This is a genomic window from Phytobacter sp. RSE-02 (assembly GCF_040578655.1).
GTDB classification, from domain to species: Bacteria; Pseudomonadota; Gammaproteobacteria; order Enterobacterales; family Enterobacteriaceae; genus Phytobacter; species Phytobacter diazotrophicus.
The window spans coordinates 412,083-431,890 of the sequence record NZ_JBEULY010000001.1 but is presented as its reverse complement, the minus strand read 5'-3'; the positions used below and the strand labels follow the sequence as shown (position 1 = coordinate 431,890).

General features: G+C 53.4%; 12 protein-coding genes. 9 read left to right on the top strand and 3 right to left on the bottom strand.

The genetic code is table 11. The annotated features are described in order from the left end of the window. Nucleotides 1–119 precede the first annotated feature (119 nt). Entirely contained in the window at nucleotides 120–2,789 is a 2,670-nt protein-coding gene (gene rcsD, locus ABU190_RS01855) for a phosphotransferase RcsD (RefSeq protein ID WP_354690223.1), read from the top strand. A gap of 16 nt (nucleotides 2,790–2,805) precedes the next feature. Continuing rightward, the gene (gene rcsB, locus ABU190_RS01850) at nucleotides 2,806–3,456 is read left to right on the top strand and encodes a response regulator transcription factor RcsB (protein ID WP_039079923.1); all 651 of its coding nucleotides are present in this window, start codon (nucleotides 2,806–2,808) and stop codon (nucleotides 3,454–3,456) included. A gap of 34 nt (nucleotides 3,457–3,490) precedes the next feature. Here the strand turns inward: rcsB and rcsC are convergent, their stop codons facing one another. Both rcsC and gyrA read right to left on the bottom strand, forming a co-directional pair. Next, nucleotides 3,491–6,337, bottom strand: coding sequence for a two-component system sensor histidine kinase RcsC (rcsC, locus tag ABU190_RS01845; protein WP_296429372.1), 2,847 nt, complete (start codon nucleotides 6,335–6,337; stop codon nucleotides 3,491–3,493). 113 nt (nucleotides 6,338–6,450) lie between these two features. After that, complete coding sequence (gene gyrA / locus ABU190_RS01840; RefSeq protein WP_354690222.1) at nucleotides 6,451–9,090, bottom strand: DNA topoisomerase (ATP-hydrolyzing) subunit A; 2,640 nt, start codon at nucleotides 9,088–9,090, stop codon at nucleotides 6,451–6,453. 158 nt (nucleotides 9,091–9,248) lie between these two features. On the opposite strand from gyrA, the gene ubiG reads away from it, so the two are divergent. The 4 genes from ubiG (at nucleotide 9,249) to yfaE (ending at nucleotide 14,075) form a co-directional block, all read left to right on the top strand. Then, the gene (gene ubiG, locus ABU190_RS01835; RefSeq protein WP_354690221.1) at nucleotides 9,249–9,977 is read left to right on the top strand and encodes a bifunctional 2-polyprenyl-6-hydroxyphenol methylase/3-demethylubiquinol 3-O-methyltransferase UbiG; all 729 of its coding nucleotides are present in this window, start codon (nucleotides 9,249–9,251) and stop codon (nucleotides 9,975–9,977) included. 346 nt (nucleotides 9,978–10,323) lie between these two features. Then, nucleotides 10,324–12,609, top strand: coding sequence for a class 1a ribonucleoside-diphosphate reductase subunit alpha (nrdA, locus tag ABU190_RS01830; RefSeq protein WP_354690220.1), 2,286 nt, complete (start codon nucleotides 10,324–10,326; stop codon nucleotides 12,607–12,609). Nucleotides 12,610–12,690: 81 nt separating this feature from the next. Then, nucleotides 12,691–13,821 carry a class Ia ribonucleoside-diphosphate reductase subunit beta gene (nrdB, locus tag ABU190_RS01825; RefSeq protein WP_039079918.1) on the top strand — a complete coding sequence of 377 codons (1,131 nt, stop codon included), beginning with the start codon at nucleotides 12,691–12,693 and terminating at the stop codon, nucleotides 13,819–13,821. Beyond that, complete coding sequence (yfaE, locus tag ABU190_RS01820; RefSeq protein WP_039079917.1) at nucleotides 13,821–14,075, top strand: class I ribonucleotide reductase maintenance protein YfaE; 255 nt, start codon at nucleotides 13,821–13,823, stop codon at nucleotides 14,073–14,075. Before nrdB ends, yfaE begins: the two co-directional genes overlap by 1 nt. Nucleotides 14,076–14,104: 29 nt before the next feature. Here yfaE and glpT read toward each other — a convergent pair whose 3' ends face one another. Further along, nucleotides 14,105–15,457, bottom strand: a complete 1,353-nt coding sequence (glpT, locus tag ABU190_RS01815; RefSeq protein WP_354690219.1) for a glycerol-3-phosphate transporter — start codon at nucleotides 15,455–15,457, stop codon at nucleotides 14,105–14,107. Between the two features lie 274 nt (nucleotides 15,458–15,731). Between glpT and glpA the strand changes: the two genes are divergently transcribed. Genes glpA through glpC form a run of 3 tightly spaced genes read left to right on the top strand, consistent with a single transcriptional unit; the run spans nucleotide 15,732 to nucleotide 19,786 of the window. Beyond that, complete coding sequence (gene glpA / locus ABU190_RS01810; RefSeq protein WP_354690218.1) at nucleotides 15,732–17,354, top strand: anaerobic glycerol-3-phosphate dehydrogenase subunit A; 1,623 nt, start codon at nucleotides 15,732–15,734, stop codon at nucleotides 17,352–17,354. Beyond that, nucleotides 17,344–18,594: a glycerol-3-phosphate dehydrogenase subunit GlpB gene (gene glpB / locus ABU190_RS01805; RefSeq protein WP_354690217.1), complete on the top strand. Its 1,251-nt coding sequence runs from the start codon at nucleotides 17,344–17,346 to the stop codon at nucleotides 18,592–18,594. Before glpA ends, glpB begins: the two co-directional genes overlap by 11 nt. Before the next feature lies 1 nt (nucleotide 18,595). Next, a complete protein-coding gene (gene glpC, locus ABU190_RS01800; RefSeq protein ID WP_071195756.1) occupies nucleotides 18,596–19,786 on the top strand; it encodes an anaerobic glycerol-3-phosphate dehydrogenase subunit GlpC in 1,191 nt (396 codons plus the stop codon). The last annotated feature ends 22 nt before the right edge of the window (nucleotides 19,787–19,808 follow it).

Sequence of the window (19,808 nt, the reverse complement as noted above, 5' to 3'; positions counted from 1 at the left end):
ATCACGCCGGCAAGACCGCCGTCATTGCTGGCAGGTTCTTACGGCATGGCAGCAACATTGTCTCAACGCGGATACTGAGTAGTAATCTGCAGTGTTGTCATTACGGGTTACACACACGAATGAGTCGATCGGACACCATGACCCCAGGAAAATTTTCTCTGATACCGGGCAACATCACCCGCTTCTTTCTTCTATTGATCATTGTCCTGCTGGTCACGTTGGGCGTAATGATACAAAGCGCCGTTAATGCCTGGCTAAAAGATAAAAGCTATCAGGTTGTCGATATCACTCATGCAATGCACAAGCGCATTGATACCTGGCGCTACGCTACCTGGCAAATCTACGACAACATCGCGGCAGCGACCTCTGGCAGTTCAAGTGATGGTTTACAGGAAACCCGCCTTAAGCAGGACGTTTACTATCTGGAGAAGCCGCGACGTAAAACAGAAGCGCTGATCTTCGGCTCCCATGACAGTTCGACGCTGGAAATGACGCAGCGAATCTCCACCTATCTGGATACCCTGTGGGGCGCGGAGACCGTTCCCTGGTCAATGTACTACCTCAATGGTCAGGACAACAGCATGATCCTGATCTCTACTCTGCCGTTGAAAGATCTCTCCTCCGGGTTTAAAGAGTCCGCAATTGGCAGCATCGTCGATTCACGCCGCGCGGAGATGTTGCAACAAGCTAACGCGCTGGACGAACGCGAGAGCTTCTCCGCACTGCGTCGCCTTTCCTGGCAGAATGGCCACTATTTCACCCTGCGCACCACGTTTAATCAGCCCGGTCATCTGGCGACGGTTGTGGCATTTGACCTGCCGATTAACGACCTAATCCCACCGGATATGTCGTTGGACAGCTTCCGTCTCGATACGGATAACGCGCAAAATAATCTGCGTTCCACCGATAAAGAGAGCACAGACAGCGTCACCATCAATTTCAATAGCTCGAAAATCGAGATTGCCTCTTCGCTCAACTCCACCGGCCTGCGCCTGGTCTGGCAGGTGCCGTTTGGTACGCTGCTGCTGGAGACCTTGCAAAATATTCTGTTGCCGCTGTTGTTGAACATTGGTCTGCTGGCGCTGGCGCTGTTTGGCTATACCACGTTCCGCCATCAGCCGGGCCGTCAGAGCGACGGACTGGCCCCTGCGGGAAACAGTAACGAGCTGCGCGTTATGCGCGCCTTTAATGAAGAGATTGTCTCTCTGTTGCCGTTAGGGTTGCTGGTACATGACCAGGAAGCCAACCGCACCGTGTTGAGCAATAAAATCGCCGATCATTTGCTGCCACATCTCAACTTGCAAAATATCACCTCTATGGCCGATCAGCATCAGGGGGTGATTCAGGCCACTATCAATAACGAATTGTATGAAATTCGCCAGTTCCGCAGCCAGGTGGCGTCGCGCACGCAAATTTTCATCATCCGCGATCAGGACAGAGAAGTACTGGTGAATAAAAAGCTCAAACAGGCGCAGCGCCTGTATGAGAAAAATCAGCAAGGTCGCGCAGCGTTTATGCAAAACATTGCCGAAGCACTCAAGCAGCCTGTCAAAGCCCTGGCTGGCGAAGCCGCTGCGTTGAGCGATAAGGAGGGCAACCAGCTTGCTGATCATGCCGAAGCGCTGGCGAGACTGGTGGATGAGATCCAACTGGCCAATATGCTGGAAAACGACACATGGAAAGGACAATCCACGTTGTTTTCCATTCAGGATTTAATTGATGAAGTGGTGCCGCAGGTACTGCCTGTGATTAAGCGCAAGGGACTACAACTGCTCATCAATAACCATCTTCATGCTAAAGAAGAGCGCCACGGCGACCGTGATGCCCTGCTACGTATTTTGCTGCTGTTGATCCAGTACGCCGTGACGACAACGCAGATTGGCAAAATCACTCTTGAAGTGAGCATGGACGAATCCGCGGAAGATCGTCTGACCTTCCGTATCCTGGACACCGGCAATGGCGTAAGTAATAGCGAGATCGACAACCTGCACTTCCCGTTCCTCAATACCACTCAGGGCGATCAGTATGGTAAAGCCAATGCCCTCACCTTCTGGCTATGCGATCAACTGGCCAGAAAACTCGGTGGTCACTTAAATATTAAAGCACGGGAGGAGCTCGGTACCCGTTATTCACTACACGTGAAAATGGCAGTGCGCGCTCAACATGAGGAAGCCGAGGAGAAATTACTGGACGACGTGGTCGCCATGATTGATATCACCTCCAGCGAAATCCGCAATATTGTGGTTCGACAGCTCGAAAACTGGGGAGCAAGCTGTATCTCTCCGGATGAAAGGCTGTTAAGTCAAGAATATGACCTGTTTTTAACGGATAATCCGTCTAATCTTACATCCTCGGGCTTGCTTTTAAGCGATGATGAGGTCGGCGTGCGGAAAATTGGCCCCGGACAATTGCGCGTCAACTTTAATATGAGCAATGCAATGCAGGAAGCAATATTGCAGCTTATAGAAGAGCAACTGGCACAGGAAGACGTTATGGAGTCGCCTTTGGGGGGCGATGAAAATGCCGAACTCCATGCCAGCGGTTATTATGCGCTGTTTGTCGACACAGTACCGGATGATGTTAAGAGGTTGTATACTGAATCGGCGACAAGCGATTTCGCTGCACTGGCTCAGACAGCACACCGCCTGAAAGGGGTGTTTGCCATGCTTAATCTGGTTCCTGGTAAGCAGTTATGTGAAACGCTGGAGCATTTAATTCGTGAGAAGGATGTTCCAGGCATAGAAAATTACATCAGCGACATTGACGCTTACGTCAAGAGCTTGCTGTAGCAAGGTAGCCCAATACATGAACAATATGAACGTAATTATTGCCGATGACCATCCGATTGTACTGTTCGGTATTCGCAAATCACTTGAACAGATCGAATGGGTGAATGTAGTCGGTGAATTTGAAGACTCTACAGCACTTATCAATAATCTGCCGAAACTTGAGGCCAATGTTCTTATCACCGATCTGTCAATGCCAGGCGATAAATACGGTGATGGCATCACGCTGATTAAATACATCAAACGCCATTTCCCGAACCTGTCCATCATTGTTCTGACGATGAACAACAACCCGGCTATTCTGAGCGCCGTGCTGGATCTGGACATTGAAGGGATCGTGCTGAAACAGGGCGCACCAACCGACCTGCCTAAGGCGCTGGCTGCATTACAGAAAGGCAAGAAATTTACCCCGGAAAGCGTTTCCCGCCTGCTGGAAAAAATCAGCGCCGGTGGTTATGGCGATAAACGTCTGTCACCGAAAGAGAGTGAAGTATTGCGTCTGTTTGCCGAAGGTTTCCTGGTCACCGAAATCGCCAAGAAACTGAACCGCAGTATCAAGACCATCAGTAGCCAGAAGAAATCTGCCATGATGAAACTGGGTGTTGATAATGATATCGCCCTGCTGAATTACCTCTCCTCGGTCACACTGACCCAGACCGAAAAAGAGTAATGCCTACGACCCCGGCTCCCGCCGGGGTTTGTTTTTATCGCCGCTCTTTTCTTACTCGCGCACTGTAAAGCGCCAGCGTCTGTTTCAGCACATCCAGTGTTACCGGCTTCGACAGGCAGCTATCCATACCCGACTCAAGACAACGCTGTTTCTCTTCTGCCAGCGCATTCGCCGTCACGCCGATAACCGGCAGGGTCATCCCCAATTCACGGATGCGTTGTGTCAGGCGATAACCGTCCATGTTCGGCATGTTAACGTCGCTGAGCACAATATCGATGGGGTTTTTACTCAGGACATTCAGGGCATCTACGCCGTCGTTTGCCGTTTTGCACTGATACCCCAGCGAGCCGAGCTGATCCGCCAGCAGACGGCGGTTGATCGGGTGGTCGTCGACCACCAGAATCATCATGTCGTCATTACGCGCCTCGGCCGCGCCCGGCGGCGGCAGCGCGGTAGTGACTTCCGGCACTACCACCTCAACACGGTGAATTCGCCCAAGGATCGCAATCAGATCATGCGGCGACGCCACGCTAACCAGCCATTCATTTGGCGTACGCTCCAGCGGAATACCAATATGGCGACGGCAGAACATGACGGCAGCCCGCCCGCTCCAGGACGCGGGCAGTTCATCATCCGTAATAAAGGTGTCGTTTGCCCCCAGCGGGCGACCATCATAGTGCTGGACCTGAATGCCATTATGCGCCAGCAAGGTTTCCAGATAACTGTTAAGAAATGCATTGCGTACCGCCAGCCAACAACAGGTATTCGCAAGGCCATCAACATCCGCAGACGCAAGCTCAACGGCGTTATACAGCGGAATACGGATGGTAAACTGGCTGCCCATACCCGGTTCGGTATCGACGCTAATATCGCCATCCATCATGCTGATCAGTTTTTCGCAAATCGCCAGCCCCAGCCCGGTCCCCTGGAAGTTACGCTGCACACCGGTACCCACCTGGAAGAAGGGATCGAACAACCGCACCACTTCCTTGGCCGGGATCCCGACGCCGGTATCGCGCACACGGATACTCAGATAGTGTTCATCCCGGCGGACATGGAGAATAATGCAGCCGATATCGGTAAACTTAATGGCATTGCTGAGCAGGTTGGAGATAACCTGCTGCAGACGCATCGGATCGCCATTCAGCGTGGCAGGCACGTCCGGCTCGATAAAACAGTAAAGGCCGAGCTGCTTACGGACCACCAGCGGCGCATAGTTGGCGGTGATATGACTCATCACCTCGCGCGGGGAGAACTCACGCGGCTCAATTTTGAGTTGCTCAGATTCGATTTTCGAAAAATCGAGAATGTCGCTGATGATTTTTAGCAGCAGACTCGACGAGTTATTCATCGCCGTCACCAGACGGTCGACGCCTTTCGGCAGATCTTTGGTTTGCAGCAGATCGAGGTTACCAATAATGCCGTACAGCGGCGTACGCAGTTCGTGACTGACGGTTGCCAGGAACATCGATTTCGACTGGCTCGCCTGCTCTGCCGCCTGCGCCATCTCCTGCAGCGACTCTTCCATTTTGACGCGCGCAGACACATCCACCAGCACACAAATCGCCACGTTTTCGTTGCGATAACGGGAATGGACGAAGCTTATCTGCAAATTGGTATTGTTGCTGGTCAGTACATCCACAAAGTTTACCTGCTGCCCGCAGATAATTTGCGTCAGACGTTGCCGATCTTCGTGGGTGAGCATATTCAGGTAGTTATGCGCCAGTTCATTACTCAGAATGTTGGTGCCATCCTGGGTACGTAAAATACAGATCCCCACCGGCGCTGAGGCGACGATTTTACGGTTGAATTGCTCGTGCTCTTCCAGACGCTGGGCGTCTGTTTCCGCCGGAATAAAAATTCGCCGTTCATACATGCGTGCAAGGGTAAACAGCGCAATCCCCACAAGGATGTTAAGCAGCACCGCATTGAGGATCAGCATGCGAATACGCTCAAGCACCATATCCACCGGTACCGAGTAGACGATACTCAGCGGCGAAGGCGGCAGGCTTTTTTTGAGGATAAGGTCATGAAAACCGGAGGTGTAACCAAACCAGGAGCGCACCTGCAGCCAGCGCGGATCCGCCTCGATACGGTTTTCCGCACCGGTCAGAGAAATTAACGCGCGTCCGCTTTCATCAAAGATGGTCACCCCCATCGGCAAACTGCCCGGAGTGAAGAAGTTCTCCATCCGAATGGATTGTTCCGTTCCCAGCAACGCCTGCAGACGATTGCCCAGATAAACCGGCGTCAGCGCATAAAAATAGCCGACTCCCGGACGCGGCCCCTGGCTCATCCAGTACAGGTTGTTACCACGTTCATCCTGCGGCGCGTTGCGGTATTTCAGAATGCGCTCATGCAGGCTTTTCAATGTCTCGTCGCGCTCGACCGGCACATCACGCAGGCCAAAATCCGCCACGCAAAGATTCTCGCTACCAATCAGGAATACGCGATTCAGGTCGTAAGCCGCCGAGAAGTTATCCCGCCAGTAGCGCATAAACCAGGCCAGTGACTCCAGAGAACCACGCCAGGCCGTGCCCATTTTCGAGCAGTCAGAATCGGGGAACAGCGGCTGAAAATCAGGTACATCAGTTTTCGCATCCAGCCCACGAGAGGCAAGAATACCGTTTTCTGCCGTCAGACGGTTTTCAGCGATGTATTTCAGCTCTTTCATGACGTCGGAGGTGCGCTGAATATACCGCTGCGCCTGATCGGCGCTGAGGTTAAATTCCTGGCGTATTTCCGACTCTTTATCACGCAACGCGTTGACGATGTAGAACACCGAAAAGAGAGCAATCAGCAGCCAAAGCACCAGAGCCAGCGCGCGGAAAAGATAGCGCGAGACTTTCAAAGTGCTACGAAAAGAGACGAGGTATTTCAACCTGGGGAAACTCCGCCATGAGGGTGTAAAAGTGACTGAGATTAAAGTAGCGGTAAAATGCCGGTGCCGCAATGGCAAAGAGAAAGGGCCGGAAAACCGGCCCTCAGCACAGATTACTCGTCGGTGTCGGCGTCGTCGTCAGCCACGCCATCGTCAACTTCCGGGGCAATTTCATCATCCCCTTCCGCGACGCTGCCATCGATGGAGTCAAGTTCTTCGTCGTCCACCGGTTCGGCTACACGCTGCAGACCGACCACGTTTTCGTCTTCTGCGGTACGAATCAGGATAACACCCTGGGTGTTACGCCCTACCACGCTGATTTCCGACACACGCGTACGCACCAGCGTACCGGCATCGGTGATCATCATGATCTGGTCGGTATCAGTGACCTGTACCGCACCCACCACGGAACCGTTACGTTCGGTCACCTTGATAGAGATAACGCCCTGCGTACCACGTGATTTGGTCGGGTACTCGGTTTCAGCCGTACGTTTACCGTAGCCATTCTGCGTCACGGTGAGGATTGCCCCTTCGCCACGTGGAATGATCAGCGAAACGACTTTGTCCTCGCCTGCCAGCTTGATACCGCGAACACCTGTTGCGGTACGTCCCATCGCACGAACGGCGCCTTCTTTGAAGCGCACCACTTTACCGGCGGCAGAGAACAGCATGACTTCGTCCTGACCAGAGGTCAGATCGACGCCGATCAGTTCGTCGCCTTCATTGAGGTTAACCGCAATGATCCCGGCAGAGCGCGGACGGCTGAACTCGGTCAGGGCGGTTTTCTTCACGGTACCGCTGGCGGTCGCCATAAAGACACTTACGCCCTCTTCATACTCGCGTACCGGCAGAATGGCGGTGATACGCTCATTCGGCTCCAGCGGCAGAAGGTTGACGATCGGACGTCCACGCGCGCCACGGCTCGCTTCCGGTAACTGATAAACTTTCATCCAGTACAGACGACCACGGCTGGAGAAGCAGAGGATCGTGTCGTGGGTGTTGGCCACCAGCAGGCGGTCGATAAAGTCTTCTTCTTTAATACGCGCCGCAGACTTGCCTTTACCGCCACGACGTTGCGCTTCGTAGTCGGTAAGCGGCTGGTATTTCACGTAGCCCTGATGCGACAGCGTAACCACAACATCTTCTTCGTTGATCAGATCTTCGATGTTGATGTCGGCGGTGTTGGCGGTGATCTCAGTACGACGCTCGTCACCGAACTGCTCACGAACCAGTTCCAGCTCTTCGCGGATAACTTCCATCAGACGATCGGCGCTGCCGAGGATATGCAGCAGCTCGGCAATCTGTTCCAGCAGTTCTTTGTATTCTTCGAGCAGTTTTTCATGCTCAAGTCCTGTCAGTTTCTGCAGACGCAGATCCAGAATCGCCTGTGCCTGCTGTTCGGTCAGGTAGTATTTACCGTCACGAATACCGAACTCTGGCTCCAGCCATTCAGGGCGCGCGGCGTTATCGCCCGCACGTTCCAGCATGGCGGAAACGTTGCCCAAATCCCACGGCTGCGCGATAAGACCGGCTTTGGCTTCTGCCGGGGTCGGCGCACGGCGAATCAGCTCGATAATCGGATCGATATTCGCCAGCGCAACGGCCAGCGCTTCAAGGATATGCGCACGGTCGCGCGCTTTGCGCAGTTCGAAAATGGTACGACGCGTCACGACTTCGCGGCGGTGACGCACAAACGCGGACAGAATGTCTTTCAGGTTCATGATCTTCGGCTGGCCATGGTGCAGTGCCACCATGTTGATACCGAAGGAAACCTGGAGCTGGGTCTGGGAGTACAGGTTATTCAGTACCACCTCACCCACTGCGTCACGTTTGATTTCAATCACGATGCGCATGCCGTCTTTATCAGACTCGTCACGCAGCGCGCTGATACCTTCAACGCGTTTATCTTTAACCAGCTCGGCAATTTTCTCGATCAGGCGTGCTTTATTCACCTGATACGGAATTTCATGCACGATAATGGTTTCACGACCGGTTTTCGCGTCAGCTTCCACTTCCGCGCGGGCGCGAATATAAATTTTGCCACGCCCGGTTCGGTACGCTTCTTCAATACCGCGACGACCATTAATAATGGCGGCGGTCGGGAAGTCCGGCCCTGGGATATGTTCCATCAGCCCTTCAACGCTGATGTCTTCATTATCGATGTACGCCAGGCAGCCGTTAATCACTTCCGTCAGGTTATGCGGAGGAATGTTGGTTGCCATCCCGACTGCAATACCGGAAGACCCGTTCACCAGCAGGTTCGGGATCTTGGTAGGCATAACATCAGGGATTTTTTCCGTACCGTCGTAGTTGTCGACGTAATCAACGGTCTCTTTTTCCAGATCGGCCATCAGCTCATGGGCAATTTTCGCCAGACGGATTTCCGTATAACGCATTGCCGCCGCGGAGTCGCCGTCAATCGAACCGAAGTTACCCTGACCATCAACCAGCATGTAGCGCAGTGAAAATGGCTGTGCCATACGCACAATGGTGTCATACACTGCGGAATCACCATGGGGATGGTATTTACCGATTACGTCACCAACGACACGGGCAGATTTTTTGTAGGCTTTGTTCCAGTCATTGCCCAAGACGTTCATGGCGTAAAGTACGCGACGGTGAACCGGCTTTAGACCATCGCGGACATCTGGCAGCGCACGGCCAACAATGACCGACATGGCATAATCCAGATAAGAACTTTTCAGCTCTTCCTCGATGTTGACCGGTGTAATTTCTCTCGCAAGGTCGCTCATCTAACCGCTATCCCTCTACTGTATCCCGGATTCAAAGGTCGCAAATTATAACACAACCGTAATGAATCAGGTAAACGGAAAGACCCCGCAGGGCGCTTTATTAGCGCCAGCAGACTGTTATACTCATCCGTCTTGCTAAAAAAGGAGTACATATCCCCATGAATGCCGAAAAAACGTCGGTTGCTCAAAACGTTGACCAGGCTGAAATCGCCAAATTTGAAGCGGTTGCCTCTCGCTGGTGGGATCTGGAAGGCGAATTCAAACCTCTTCATCGCATTAATCCATTACGTCTGGGCTATATTGCAGAACGTGCTGACGGTCTGTTTGGCAAGAATGTCCTGGATGTCGGCTGCGGTGGCGGCATTCTGGCGGAGAGCATGGCGCGCGAAGGGGCGATAGTCACCGGGCTGGATATGGGCTTTGAACCGCTACAGGTCGCCAGGCTGCATGCTCTGGAGTCCGGCATTCGCGTCGAATACGTGCAAGAGACCGTCGAAGACCACGCCGACAAACATCCGCAGCAATATGATGTTGTCACCTGCATGGAGATGCTGGAACACGTACCGGACCCGCAATCGGTGGTCAACGCCTGCGCGCGGCTGGTCAAACCCGGCGGCCATGTCTTCTTCTCGACGATTAACCGTAACGGCAAAGCGTGGTTAATGGCGGTGGTTGGCGCGGAGTATGTGCTGAAAATGGTGCCGAAAGGGACGCACGACGTGAAGAAATTTATCAAACCCGCAGAACTGCTCGGTTGGGTGAATGAATCCGGGCTAAAGGAGCATCACATTACGGGCCTGCATTACAACCCGCTGTTAAATACCTTTAAGCTCGCGCCCGGTGTGGATGTGAATTATATGTTACATACAAAGCCAAAAAACGTCTGACGTCATTCACTATTCTTATAAAGATTGCGCTACATCATGTCGCGCGATCTCCCCTTCCCGATGAAGAAATCAGCGTTTGATCAAATTTTCATTTTTTTTTGCGAAATATTGACATCCCCGCCAGGCCTTATGCGACGTGGACTTAGCCTTTATCACTCTTTTGCAACCTCAATTTAACGTCAAAATCAACTCTTGTACTCAAAAGAATCCTTACTAGAATACTCACCATATAGCGTTTCTCTTATCATATACCCCCAACATATAGTATTTATCCACAGACTTAGTCACAACGTGGTTCTGTGGATAATTGGGGGATATTTTTTATTCACGGACAGGTAAATTTCACATGAATCAGAGTCTGCTGGTGACAAAGCGCGACGGTAGCACCGAGCGCATCAATCTCGACAAAATTCATCGGGTGCTGGATTGGGCGGCAGAGGGGCTGAGTAATGTATCCATCTCCCAGGTGGAACTGCGTTCCCATATTCAGTTCTACGACGGCATCAAAACGTCCGACATTCATGAGACTATTATCAAAGCCGCTGCGGACCTGATCTCCCGTGAAGCGCCAGACTACCAGTACCTCGCCGCGCGCCTTGCTATTTTCCACCTGCGTAAAAAAGCCTACGGTCAGTTCGAGCCGCCAGCGCTGTACGACCATGTGGTAAAAATGGTTGAACTTGGCAAATACGACACGCATCTGCTGGAAGACTACACGGAAGAAGAGTTCAAGCAGATGGACGAGTTTATCGACCACTGGCGCGATATGAATTTCTCCTACGCGGCCGTTAAGCAGCTTGAAGGCAAATACCTGGTTCAGAACCGTGTAACCGGCGAAATCTACGAGAGCGCGCAGTTCCTCTATATCCTGGTGGCTGCTTGCCTGTTCTCAGGGTACCCACGCGAGACGCGTCTGAGTTACGTGAAGCGCTTCTATGATGCGGTCTCCACGTTCAAAATTTCTCTGCCGACGCCGATTATGTCCGGCGTACGTACCCCGACCCGTCAGTTCAGCTCTTGCGTGCTGATCGAGTGCGGCGACAGCCTGGACTCGATCAACGCCACTTCCAGCGCAATTGTGAAATACGTTTCCCAGCGTGCCGGTATCGGTATCAACGCGGGTCGTATTCGTGCGCTGGGTAGCCCGATTCGCGGCGGTGAAGCGTTCCACACCGGCTGTATCCCGTTCTACAAACACTTCCAGACCGCGGTAAAATCCTGCTCTCAGGGCGGTGTGCGTGGTGGTGCGGCGACCCTGTTCTATCCGATGTGGCATCTGGAAGTTGAAAGCCTGCTGGTTCTGAAAAACAACCGTGGCGTTGAAGGTAACCGTGTGCGTCACATGGACTACGGCGTACAGATCAACAAACTGATGTACACCCGCCTGCTGAAAGGGGAAGAGATCACCCTGTTCAGCCCGTCTGACGTCCCGGGCCTGTATGACGCGTTCTTCGCCGATCAGGATGAGTTCGAACGTCTGTACACCAAATATGAGAAAGACGACAGCATCCGCAAACAACGCGTAAAAGCCGTTGAGCTGTTCTCGTTGATGATGCAGGAACGCGCCTCTACCGGCCGTATCTATATCCAGAACGTTGACCATTGCAACACCCACAGCCCGTTTGACCCGGTGGTTGCGCCAGTGCGCCAGTCTAACTTGTGCCTGGAAATCGCTCTGCCAACCAAACCGCTGGAAGACGTGAACGACGAAAACGGTGAAATCGCGCTCTGCACGCTGTCTGCCTTTAACCTGGGTGCGATTTCTAATCTGGATGAGCTGGAAGAGCTGGCGGTGCTTGCCGTGCGTGCGCTGGATGCCCTGCTGGATTACCAGGACTATCCGATTCCGGCGGCAAAACGCGGTGCAATGGGCCGCCGTACGCTGGGTATTGGCGTGATTAACTTCGCCTACTGGCTGGCGAAAAACGGCAAACGCTACTCCGATGGCAGCGCCAACAACCTGACGCACCAGACGTTTGAAGCCATTCAGTACTACCTGCTGAAAGCATCTAACGAACTGGCGAAAGAGCAAGGCGCATGCCCGTGGTTTAATGAAACCACCTACTCCAAAGGCATTATGCCTATTGATACCTACAAGAAAGACCTGGACGGTATCACCAGCGAGCCGCTGCACTACGACTGGGACGCCCTGCGTGAATCGGTGAAAACTTACGGCCTGCGTAACTCCACGCTGTCTGCGCTGATGCCGTCGGAAACCTCATCGCAGATCTCCAATGCCACCAACGGCATTGAGCCACCGCGCGGCCATGTGAGCATCAAGGCGTCGAAAGACGGTATTCTGCGTCAGGTGGTGCCGGATTATGAGCTGCTGAAAGATAAGTACGAGCTGCTGTGGGAAATGCCGAACAACGACGGCTATCTGCAACTGGTAGGCATCATGCAGAAATTTATCGACCAGTCGATCTCTGCAAATACCAACTATGACCCGACACGTTTCCCGTCCGGAAAAGTGCCGATGCAGCAATTGCTGAAAGACTTGCTCACTGCCTATAAATTTGGCGTGAAGACCCTGTACTATCAAAACACCCGCGACGGTGCGGAAGATGCGCAGGATGATCTGGTGCCGTCCATTCAGGATGATGGCTGCGAAAGCGGCGCATGTAAGATCTAATGTAAATGCCGGGTGACGCTACGCTTACCCGGCCTACGATTTTGTTTGCCCGATCTACAAAATCTCTCACAGGACACACTCATGGCATACACCACCTTTTCACAGACGAAAAACGACCAGCTCAAAGAGCCGATGTTCTTCGGGCAGCCGGTCAACGTGGCACGCTACGATCAGCAAAAATATGACATCTTTGAAAAGCTGATTGAAAAGCAACTCTCCTTCTTCTGGCGTCCGGAAGAAGTCGACGTTTCCCGCGACCGTATTGACTACCAGGCGTTGCCGGAACACGAAAAACACATTTTTATCAGCAACCTGAAATACCAGACGCTGCTGGACTCTATTCAGGGTCGTAGCCCGAACGTGGCGCTGTTGCCGCTGATTTCGATCCCGGAACTGGAAACCTGGGTTGAAACCTGGGCGTTTTCAGAAACGATCCATTCGCGCTCTTACACCCACATCATCCGTAATATCGTGAACGATCCGGCGATTGTGTTTGACGATATCGTCACCAACGAGCAGATCCAGAAACGTGCCGAGGGCATTTCGGCCTATTACGATGAGCTGATTGAGCTAACCAGCTACTGGCATCTGCTTGGCGAAGGTACCCATACCGTTAACGGTAAAACCGTGACCGTGAACCTGCGCGAGCTGAAAAAGAAACTGTATCTGTGTCTGATGAGCGTGAACGCACTGGAAGCTATTCGCTTCTACGTCAGCTTTGCCTGCTCTTTCGCCTTTGCGGAGCGCGAACTGATGGAAGGCAACGCCAAAATCATCCGTCTGATTGCACGCGATGAAGCGCTGCATCTGACCGGGACTCAGCACATGCTGAACCTGCTGCGTTCAGGTAGCGATGACCCGGAAATGGCGGAGATTGCCGAAGAGTGCAAACAGGAGTGCTATGACCTGTTCGTCCAGGCGGCGCAGCAGGAGAAAGAGTGGGCAGAGTATCTGTTCCGCGACGGCTCCATGATCGGTCTGAATAAAGACATCCTGTGGCAGTATATTGAGTACATCACCAATATCCGCATGCAGGCGGTCGGCCTGGACTTGCCGTTCCAGACCCGCTCTAACCCGATTCCGTGGATCAATACCTGGCTGGTCTCTGACAACGTTCAGGTGGCTCCGCAGGAAGTGGAAGTCAGCTCTTATCTGGTTGGCCAGATCGACGCCGAAGTCGATACCGACGACCTGAGTAACTTCCAGCTCTGATGACGCGTGTAACCTTACGTCTGACGGGCACACAGGTGTTGTGCCAGGAAGAACATCCGTCTTTGCTGGTGGCGCTGGAATCACACCGCGTGCCGGTGGAATACCAGTGCCGCGAAGGTTACTGCGGCTCCTGTCGCTGTCGCCTGGTCACAGGCCAGGTCGACTGGCTGACCGAGCCGCTGGCCTTTATCCAGCCTGACGAAATATTACCCTGCTGCTGCAAAGCAAAAGGGGATATTGAGATTGAAATGTAAAAGGGCCGCGCGCGGCCCTTTTTATTGCCTTATCGGCGCTTAGCCGCCACTTGTGCATGATGTTTGCGTTCGCCAATCATCACCACAATCAGCAAAAGCACAGCCAGAATGCTGCCGCCAATCATCACCATAAAACCACCGTCCCAGCCAAAGAAATCGACGGTGTAACCCACAATCGCACTGGCCGCCACCGACCCGCCAAGGTAGCCGAATAAACCGGTGAAGCCCGCTGCCGTACCGGCGGCTTTTTTCGGAGCCAGTTCAAGAGCGTGCAGACCAATGAGCATCACCGGGCCGTAGATCAGGAAGCCAATGACAATCATACAGACCATATCTATCGTCGGATTGCCCGCCGGGTTTAACCAGTAGATGATCGTGGCAATGGTGACCAGCGTCATAAAGAAGACGCCTGTTGCACCACGGTTACCTTTGAAGACTTTGTCCGACATCCAGCCGCAAATCAGCGTCCCTGGGATCCCGGCATATTCATAAAAGAAATAGGCCCAGGAAGATTTATCCAGCGCGAAATGCTTCACTTCTTTCAGGTAGGTGGGTGACCAGTCCAGAATGCCGTAGCGCAGCAGATAAACGAAAACGTTGGCGATGGCGATATACCAGAGCAGACGGTTCGGGAAGACGTACTGCATAAAGATTTGCTTCGCCGTCAGTTCCTCTTCTGCCTTTTCGCTGTAATCGTCCGGGTAGTCGTTTTTATACTCTTCAATCGGCGGCAAGCCGCAGGACTGAGGGGTATCTCGCATCATAGCGAACGCGAAAATCGCCACAATGATTGCCCCAAACGCAGGCATATACAGCGCCGCGTGCCAGTCGTTAAACCAGGCCATACCCAACAGGAACAGCAACGGGGGAATACCGCCGCCGACGTTGTGCGCACAGTTCCATACAGACACTATCCTGCCACGCTCTTTTTGCGACCACCAGTGCACCATGGTACGTCCGCACGGCGGCCACCCCATTCCCTGGAACCAGCCGCACATGAACAGCAGCACAAACATAATGGCAATGCTCGATGTCGCCCACGGGACAAATCCCATGAACAACATGACTGCCGCGGCCAGAATCAACCCGGCGGGCAGAAAAACGCGCGGATTCGAACGATCCGAGACCGACCCCATAATGAATTTTGAGAAACCATAGGCAATCGAGATCCCCGACAGCGCAAACCCTAAATCACCGCGAGAAAAGCCCTGCTCCACGAGGTAAGGCATGGCCAACGCAAAATTTTTGCGCACCAGATAATAGGCCGCATAGCCGAAGAAAATACCCAGGAAGATCTGCCAGCGCAGACGACGATAAACCGGGTCGATACGATCTTCAGGAAGTCTTTCTCGGTGGGATTCTGGCCGGAAAATACTCAACATATATGCCTCCGTGGCAGGGTTTTATCATTATATGTGACTACTATGAGTGAAAACGAAACCATGATTTCGTTTGTAACGGTTTTACCCGGCAAATTCTAACGACAAAAGGCAATTTGTCGCACCTTATGTTACATATTTATGACAAAGCTCCACTTTCAGACATAAAACCACTCTGGTTATTTTCGTTTTTTGCTCGAATATGCGCGATATCAAACAATCCATAGCAACAGTGTGGCTAAATGTTTCTATGGAATCCCGCTCGGAAGACGAAAATATGGGTAACTCAGACGATTACGATGTCATCATCATCGGCGGTGGCGCGACCGGAGCAGGCATCGTCCGCGACTGTGCATTGCGCGGACTGCGCGTGGTACTGCTTGAACGCCATGACATTGCCACAGGTGCCACCGGCCGCAATCACGGTTTATTGCACAGCGGTGCGCGTTATGCAGTGACCGATAACGAATCCGCCCGGGAATGTATTGCAGAAAACCACATCCTCAAGCGTATCGCTCGCCACTGTATTGAGCCTACAGACGGTTTATTTATCACCCTGCCGGAAGACGATCTGGCTTATCAGCCTGTCTTTATTGATGCCTGCCAGCGCGCGGGGATTAACGCGCAGGCCATTACGCCAGAAGAAGCGCGGCGCACGGAACCCAGCGTAAACCCGGCACTGACTGGTGCCGTCCGCGTGCCCGATGGCACTGTGGATCCTTTTCGCCTGACCGCCAGCAATATGCTGGATGCGCGTGAACATGGCGCCACTATCCTGACAGGCCACGAAGTCTGCGGATTAATACGCCAGGGCGACAGGGTCACCGGTGTACAACTGATGAACCCGCAAACCCATGAAATTTATCCTCTGCATGCTCCTGTCGTGGTCAATGCCGCCGGGATTTGGGGCCAGCGCATCGCGGAGTATGCGGATTTACGGATTCGCATGTTCCCGGCCAAAGGAGCCCTGCTGATACTCGACCACCGTATCAATCAGCATGTGATAAACCGTTGTCGTAAACCGGCAGATGCCGACATCCTCGTACCCGGCGATACCATTTCCCTGATTGGCACCACCTCGACGCATATTGACTATAAGGATATTGACAACATCCGGGTGACGCCCGAAGAGGTCGATATTCTGCTGCGTGAAGGAGAAAAGCTGGCGCCAGTGATGGCGCAGACCCGTATCCTGCGCGCCTATGCAGGCGTACGTCCTTTGGTTGCCAGCGATGATGACCCGACAGGACGTAACGTAAGCCGCGGCATTGTGCTGCTCGATCACGCTCAACGTGACGGGATGGAAGGCTTTATCACCATTACCGGCGGCAAGCTGATGACCTACCGTCTGATGGCGGAGTGGGCCACAGATGCCGTCTGCCGCAAGCTCGGTCTTAGCACCCCTTGTACCACAGCGACAACGCCGTTGCCCGGTTCACAGCAGCCTACCGAACAGGCGCTGAAAAAAATTATCTCACTGCCGGTGCCGCTACGCGGTTCGGCTATTTATCGCCATGGCGATCGCACACCAGCCTCGCTGGGCAGCGATCGCCACAGTCGTAGCCTGGTGTGCGAATGCGAAGCCGTCACCGCCGGGGAAGTCCAGTATGCCGTTGAAAACTTGAATGTTAACTCTCTGCTGGATCTGCGCCGCCGTACCCGCGTGGGCATGGGCACATGTCAGGGTGAGCTGTGCGCCTGTCGCGCAGCAGGCTTACTGCACAGCATGCGGGTGACCAGTGAAACAGAATCTATTAACCAGCTTTGCGCATTTTTGAATGAGCGCTGGAAGGGCATAAAACCTGTCGCCTGGGGGGATGCGCTACGCGAAAGTGAATTTACACGTTGGGTCTATCAAGGACTGTGCGGGCTGGAAAAGGAGCCAACTGATGAAATTTGATACGGTTATTATCGGCGGCGGCCTCGCCGGGTTACTCTGCGGCATTCGGCTGAGCGAAAACGGTCAACGCTGTGCCATTGTCAGCCGCGGTCAGAGCGCACTCAATTTCTCTTCCGGCTCGCTGGACCTACTCTCCCGTCTGCCGAACGGGCAACCGGTCAACGACCTTATCGCCGGGGTAGGCGCGTTACAGCGTATGCAAAGCGAACATCCTTATGCCTTACTGGGCGCTGAAAGGGTACGCCACTATGCAAAAATGACCCAGACCATGCTGGCAGACTGCGGCCTGGCGCTAAAAGGTGAGGCCGATACGCCGCATATGCGTGTCACCCCACTGGGCACCTTCCGTCAGGCCTGGTTAAGCCCCAATGAAATTCCTCTCCAGCCGACAAAAGATATTGCCATTGGGGTCGTCGGTATTTGTGGTTTTCTCGATTTTCAGCCGCAACTCGCTGCCGCGTCACTGAAAAAACGTGGCATAAATGCCACCGCAGAAGAGATAACGCTGCCAGTGCTGGACCGCGTGCGGGATAACCCAAGTGAATTTCGCGCCGTCAATATCGCCCGTGTACTGGATGTTGCTCAGAATTTTGACGAGCTGTACCGCGCCTTGCTGCCGTTAAGCCGTCAGTACGACGAGCTTTACTTCCCGGCCTGTTTCGGCCTGCAGGATAGCGCCGTCTTTACACGACTTAACCAACAACTCTCCTGTCCGCTACGGTTGCTGCCTACTCTGCCGCCATCAGTTCCCGGCACCCGCATGCAATCACGCCTGCAACAGCGTTTTATCCAAAGCGGTGGGACATGGATGCCCGGTGATGAGGTGATCCGTGCCGATGTGGAAAGTGGACGCGTGACACAACTGTGGACGCGCAAGCATGAGGATATTGCGCTACGTCCACGCCATGTGGTGCTCGCCAGCGGCAGTTTTTTCAGTAACGGTTTGATTGCCGAACGCGATCGCGTACGGGAAACCATTTTTGACCTCGACGTGTTACAAAGCCCCGGACGGGAAAGCTGGTATCGCGACAACGTCTTTGATACCCAGCCATGGCAGCAGTTTGGCGTGATCACTGACGAAACGCTACGCGCTAAGCGCCAGGGCACGACGCTGGATAACCTGTATGTGGTGGGCTCCGTTTTGGGTGGCTTTGATGCGGTTGCTCAGGGGTGTGGGGGTGGCGTTTGCGCGGTTACCGCGCTGTATGCCGCAGAACAAATTTGCGCCGGGGAGAGGTAAAATGACCACAACTCAATTTGAAAGCTGTATCAAATGCACCGTGTGCACCACGGTTTGCCCGGTCAGTGCGGTGAATCCTGCTTACCCTGGCCCGAAACAGGCGGGGCCGGATGGGGAGCGTTTACGTCTAAAAGACCCGGCGTTGTTTGATGAGGCGCTGAAATACTGCACCAACTGTAAACGCTGTGAAACCGCCTGTCCGTCTGGCGTAAAGATTGGCGATATTATTCAACGCGCACGTTCGCAATATGCCGTTAATCCACCTTCACTGCGTAATGCCATTCTGAGCCATACGGATTTGATGGGATCGTTATCCACCCCATTCGCGCCGCTGGTCAATACCGCCACGTCGCTCAAACCCGTTCGCCAGTTGCTCGATAAGGCGCTGAAAATCGATCATCACCGGACGCTGCCAAAATATTCCCATGGCACTTTCCGCCGCTGGTACCGCTCCGTGGCTGACAAGCAAAAGGCGTTTGATCAGCAGGTGGCGTTTTTCCATGGCTGCTATGTGAATTACAACCATCCGCAACTGGGCAAAGATCTCTTGCAAGTGCTGAACGCGATGGGAATCGGTGTGCAGCTCCTGCGTCAGGAAAAATGTTGCGGGGTGCCGCTGATTGCCAATGGCTATTTTGCGAAAGCGAAAAAGCAGGCGGAATTTAATATTCGGGCATTACAGCAGAGCATCACAGGAGACGGTATTCCGGTGATTGCCACCTCATCAACCTGTACCTTCACTTTGCGAGATGAATATCCGCATCTGCTGGACGTCGATAACCACCATTTACGTCCGCACATCGACCTGGCTACGCGTTGGATCTGGCGCAAGCTGGAAGAAGGCAATACGCTCAAGCTCAAAGAGTTACCGTTGAAAGTGGTTTATCACACACCGTGCCATATGGAGAAAATGGGCTGGACGCACTACACACTGGATCTGCTGCGACGTATTCCCGGACTGGAACTTACCGTACTGGATTCACGTTGTTGCGGGATAGCGGGGACCTACGGCTTTAAGCGCGAAAACTACGCCACAGCGCAGGCGATTGGCGAACCACTGTTCCGCCAGATTGAGGAGAGCGGTGCGGATTTGGTGATCACAGATTGTGAAACCTGTAAGTGGCAGGTGGAAATGTCCACAAGCCTTCGCTGCGAACATCCTATTACACTACTGGCGCAGGCGCTGCGCTAAAAGGTTCGCCCGCCGTAATCCT